This window comes from Variovorax sp. 20P10.2.4 (assembly GCF_058244205.1).
In genome coordinates this window covers 1-5110 of the sequence record NZ_JBZAYE010000533.1, presented here as the reverse complement: position 1 = coordinate 5110, position 5110 = coordinate 1, and the positions used below count along the sequence as shown (strand labels likewise).

General features: G+C 70.4%; 5 protein-coding genes. 3 read left to right on the top strand and 2 right to left on the bottom strand.

The window, feature by feature from the left end; translation table 11 throughout:
* Positions 1 to 341: MFS transporter (locus AC27VN_RS32260; protein ID WP_490879198.1), on the top strand; the 341-nt coding region annotated here is incomplete at its 5' end.
* Between the two features lie 91 nt (positions 342 to 432).
* The gene (locus AC27VN_RS32255; RefSeq protein WP_490879197.1) at positions 433 to 867 is read left to right on the top strand and encodes a hypothetical protein; all 435 of its coding nucleotides are present in this window, start codon (positions 433 to 435) and stop codon (positions 865 to 867) included.
* A 21-nt stretch (positions 868 to 888) separates the two neighbouring features.
* Here the strand turns inward: AC27VN_RS32255 and AC27VN_RS32250 are convergent, their stop codons facing one another.
* Positions 889 to 1338 carry a hypothetical protein gene (locus AC27VN_RS32250; RefSeq protein ID WP_143129232.1) on the bottom strand — a complete coding sequence of 150 codons (450 nt, stop codon included), beginning with the start codon at positions 1336 to 1338 and terminating at the stop codon, positions 889 to 891.
* Positions 1339 to 1542: 204 nt separating this feature from the next.
* Here AC27VN_RS32250 and AC27VN_RS32245 point away from each other — a divergent pair, with 204 nt between their 5' ends.
* Positions 1543 to 2676, top strand: coding sequence for an ABC transporter substrate-binding protein (locus AC27VN_RS32245; protein ID WP_490879196.1), 1134 nt, complete (start codon positions 1543 to 1545; stop codon positions 2674 to 2676).
* A gap of 76 nt (positions 2677 to 2752) precedes the next feature.
* On the opposite strand, the gene AC27VN_RS32240 is transcribed toward AC27VN_RS32245, so the two are convergent.
* On the bottom strand, positions 2753 to 5110 hold a 2358-nt coding region (locus tag AC27VN_RS32240; protein ID WP_490879195.1), incomplete at its 5' end, for a hypothetical protein.

Below are 5110 nucleotides of genomic sequence, written 5' to 3'. Positions count from 1 at the left end.
CACTCGCCGCCTGGGGCCGGCTGCCCGATCTCGCGCTCGTGCTGTGCCTGGGTGCCACCGGTTTCCTGACCGGCGTGATCACGCCTTCGCGCGACATGCTCGTGCGCGCCGCCGCACCGCCCGGCGCCGAGGGCCGCGCCTTCGGCATCGTCTCCACGGGCTTCAACATCGGCGGCGCGGTCGGCCCGATGCTGTTCGGCTGGCTGCTCGACCGCGGCCATTTCAGCGGCATCTTCTGGGCCGCGGTGGTCTTCATGGCGCTGACCGTGATGCTGACCCTGCTGCAGGAGCACCGCGCCGCGCGCGCGCCGCGGCCGCTCTCTCGCCCCGCCGCGGGTTGAGGAAGACGGGGCGGCGACCGACACGCCCTTGCCCCACGCCTGGGCACACTCGGTCATCGACACCACACGGGCGCACCACGCGCTCCACCGCATGCTGAGCTACGCAATCCAGAAGGTCGGCGACGACTTCCAGCAGACCCACCCGCAGGGCGAGACCACGCTCGTCGGCTTCATGGCCGCGATCGATGCCCATCCGTGGCAGCAACAGCACCGCGAATGGAACGAGCAGCAGGACGGCCCGCTGCCCGCGCTGGTGCTGCGCCACGAGGCCGACCAGCGCGAACTGTGGGTCACGCTGCTGGGCGACGGCACCGACCGGCGCGGCGAATACCAGCTGCAGTCGGTGGCGATGCGCCCGCGCAAAGGCTTCTTCGGCAAGGGCAAGCTCGAGCAGGACGTCGCGGTGTTCGAGACCCGCGACCGCGGCGAGCTCGACCGGCTCTGCGAGCTGTTCTGCGACGGGCAGTACGAGGCCCTCGATCGCGAAGCGGGGCGGATGGCGGCGCGCGAGGACGGCAGCGATTGATTCGCCGCGCCCCCGGGCGCTCTATCGGCCGGCGGGATTCGCGAGGTTGACGGCCTTGCTGCCGGACAGCAGCTTCTTCGCTTCCGCCTCGTCGGCCCCTCTGACCGCCGCGCAAGTCATGCTGGGGCTGACGACGAAGTAGTTCGACGATGCCTTCGCGGCGTCGAACTTCAGCGAGTCCTCCTTCCACGTCGGCGTGAAGCCGCCGAAGCATTTCACCCCCAGGTAGTGCTCGCCGGGCGACACCTGGAATTCGGCGTGCTCGCCGGAGCCGATGCCGAAGATGTCCTTGCCATCCATCGCCACCGTGTAGCCATTGGCCGCGCCGACGATGCTGCTGATGCGGACCACCACCACCTTGGCGGCGACCGAGGCATCCGGAACCTCGGGCAACGGACCGAGCCTGCCCGAGGTCGTGCCGCAACCGGCGAGCAATGCGGCCGTGGCCGCCAACACGAGCGTCTTCATCATCCTGTCTCCCTCCTGGTGATCGAATGGATCGAGCAACACGGTTGCATCGATGCGCTTGCGAGCGCGCGAGATCATATCGCCGGGATGGCGTACCACGGCCCGCGCGCAGATTCACCGTTTTCCGTTATCCTCCGCCCCGCCCGGACACCAAGATCCGGCCCTTGCAAGAAGGGGCGTTCACCGCCCGGAGACGGAGAGAGACAGATGAAATCGATGGCGTTCTGGCGTCCGCTGCTCGCGGCCGCCACGATGGCGGTTGCGGCTCTGCCCGCCGCGGCGGTGCAGGTGGTAGTCGGGCAGGTGGCCCCGATGTCGGGGCTCGAGGCACGGCAGGGGCGGGCCTTCGGGGTCGGGCTCAAGCTGAGCTTCGACGCGATCAACAAGGCCGGCGGCGTCAACGGCCACACGCTGAGCCTGGTGCGCAAGGACGACCTGGGACAGCCCGAGCAGACCGTGGCGCTGACCAAGGCCCTGGTCGCGGAGAACCGGCCGATGGTGCTCGCGGGCTACTTCGGCACGCGCAACATCGCGGCGCTCGTGGCCTCGGGCACGCTCGAGAAGGAACGGCTCGCGCTGGTGGGCTACCGCTCGTCCGAGCTGCGCGCGCCGCCGCCGCTGCTGTTCAACATGCACGCCGACCTGCGCGAGGAACTGACCAAGATCACGCGCCACCTCGCCACCATCGGCATCAACCGGCTCGGCGTCTTCTACGAGGAAGTGCCCGCCTCCGGCGAACTGCTCAAGCTGATGGACGAGCTCGCCGCGGCCTCGTCGTCGCGCATCGTGGTGCGGGCTTCCTACCCGGCAGGCACGACCAAGGTGGGCGATGCCGCCGAGGCCTTCCTCAAGGAGCCGCCGCAGGCCATCGTGATGCTGACCAGCACCGGCGCCGCCGCGGCCTTCATCGAACGCTACCGCATGGCGCCCAAGGGCACGGCGCAACTGGTCGCGCATTCGGGCGTCGACGTGGAGCAGCTGTCGCAGCGGCTGTCGGAGCAGCACATGCAGGGCATCGTGATCGCGCAGGTCACGCCGAGCCCGTTCCGCATCTCGAGCAAGCTGACGCGCGAGTTCATCGAGGCCACGGCCGGACAGACATTGGAGGTGCCGGTCAGCTACTCGATGTTCGAGGGCTACATCACGGGCCGCGTGATCGCCGAGGCGGTGCGCCGGCAAGGGCGCACGCCCACGCGCGAAGGCATGGCCGCGGCGCTGGCCTCGCTGGTGAACTTCGACTTCGGCGGCTATGTGGTCGACCTCGGCCCCAACGTCGGCGGCAACGGCACGCGCTTCGTCGAACTCACGATCCTCAGCAACGCCGGCAAGATCCGGCAGTAGCGCTCTGGACCGTTCTGGCTGAGCCTGTCGAAGCCTCGCGCCCGGCTTCGACAAGCTCAGCCCGAACGGTGGTGGTTCATTTCTTCGGGGCGAACAACGCGCCCAGCGCCCGTGCCGCCTTGACCAGCGACGACGGCCGCAACTGCTGGTACTCCGCGCGCAGCTCGGTGCGCAAGCCCTCGTCGATCTTCCCGGCGGGCAAGGCCAGCAGCAGTTCCAGCGTCTCGACCTGCCGCGCCACCTGCCCCACGTGGCCATAGCTGCGCGCGAGCCCGATGCGCGCCTTCACGACCTGGGCCGCGATGCCCTTGTCGGCCTCTTCGCCGCAGGCCTTCACCAGGGCCTCGCAGCAGGCCACGGCCTCGTCGTAGCGGCCGGCCTTGCGCAGCCGCACGCCACGGTTGACGCTGGACTTCGCGGCATAGGTGCGCAGCGCGACCTCGGAGGCATGCAGGCAGGTGTCGATCACATGACCATAGAGCGCCAGCGCGGCATCCAGGTCGGTGTCGGCAATGGTGATCGCCTTGCAGAAGCGCGCATTGGCCACGCGCTCGCGCAGGTAGGCCACGTCGGAGCGGGCCCAGCGCACGATGATCGCGTCGTAGGTCTGCAGCTCCTCGTCGCGGCGGCCGAGCTTGTCGAGCTGCACCGCGCGGTTCGACATCGCGAGCGCGACGTCCTTCTCGGCCGAGGTCGAGAGCTCGTTACCGTAGCGCGCGATGACCTCGTCGTTGACCGCCAGCGCGGCCTCGCGCTGCGACAGGCAGCCCAGGCTGTAGCCCTTGCGCACCATCGCATCGAGGCAATGGCGCCGTAGCTCGGGGTGCAGCGATTCGACATAGGCCTGCAGCACCTCGTCGTAGCAGGCGATGGCCTCGCGGTGCTTGCCTTCCAGCGCCAGCACGCGCCCGCGCTCGATGGTGGCGTCGATCGCATCGCGCTGCGCCAGCGTCAGGTCCTCGTACTGGTCACCGTAGCTCACCGCCGCGCCCTGGCGCTGCAGCCGGTTGAGGCAGGTCAGCCGGCTGGCCGCGGCCTTCGCCAGCGTGTCGCGCATCGCCGCGCCGGTGGCATTCGGAAAGCGCGCGAGCAGCGCGTCGTAGACCGGCAGGGCGTCGGCCTCGCGCTCCAGCAGCATCATCAGTGCATAGGCCTGGTTGAGGTAGGCGCTGGCGACCACGCCCTCGACCTCGGCGCAGGTGTCGGCCGCGAAGGCCTGCACCAGCGCCGCGTAGGCATCGACCGCGCGCTGGAACTGCAGGCGCCCGCGCCAATGGGCCGCGAGCGCGTATTGCGCCTTCACCGCGATCGTGCGCAGTTCCTCGGCGGGGTCCTTCGCGAAGCGCGCGACGAGCGCATCGACCGCGGCGGCGAAGCGATGTTCGGCCTCGGTCACGGCGACCTCGATCGCGCGGCCCTCCTCGTCCTTGCCGTCCGGGCGCGGATGCGCGGCGGGCGCCTGTGCCTGCAGGATGTCGCAGCGCAGGTCCATGGCGCGCGCGATGGCGCGGCGCAGGGCGGTGTCCTCCGCGCCGCGGGCCTCGGTCCAGCCTTCGAGCGCGCGCAGGGCGCCTTCGACATCGCCACGGGCCTCCAGGATCCGCGCGCGCTCGATGCGGCCGTGCACGCATTGCAGGCGCATGTAGGCATCGGCGGACTCAGCATGCAGTGCATCGAGTTCCGAGAGCGCCGACAGCGCCTCGTCGCCCCGGTCGAGCGCGCGCAGCGCCCAGGCCTCGAGCAGGCGCGTGCGTGCCAGCTGCGGCTGCAGCAACGCGCTGCGGTCGTCGCCGAAACGCTCGAGCAAGCGGCGGTAGCCGGCCAGCTCGCGCGCCGGGTCGTCGAGCGGCACCAGCTGGTCGAGCATCGCGAGCAGCAGCTCCTTGCGGACCTGCGCATCGGAATGCCCGGCATAGCGCGACCACTGCCATTCGGCCAGTTCGTCGGCGCGGTCCTCGTCGTCGGGCTCGGCATCGCGGTCGCGCAGCAGCTGCGCCTTGACGCGCAGGATGCGGTTCACGCAGCGCAGCACGGTGGCGTCTTCGCTGTCCGCATGCGGGTCGAGCACGGCGTCGCAGGCCGCGAGCAGGTGTTCCTCGAGATCCTCGTCCTGCGCACCGCGCAGCAGATCGCGCTGCAAGGCGAGCGCGAGGTCGGTCCGCGCCAGCGCGAGGGTCTGGCGCCGGTCCGGCTCGGCGGCATCGGCATGGGTGTCGATCAGGGTGCGCAGCAGCGCACGGGCTTCCTCGTTGCGGCCCAGCGTCTCGAGCAGGCGCGAATGGGCATGCAGCGCATCGGCGGCCTGCGCCTTCAGCGCGGGCTCATCGGCGGCTTGCAGGTCGTCATGCAGGGCCGCGTATTGCTTCAGCGCCTCGTCGTGGTAGTCGAGCTCCGCCAGCATCCGGGCCTGCGCGGCGCGCACGCGGGCCACGAG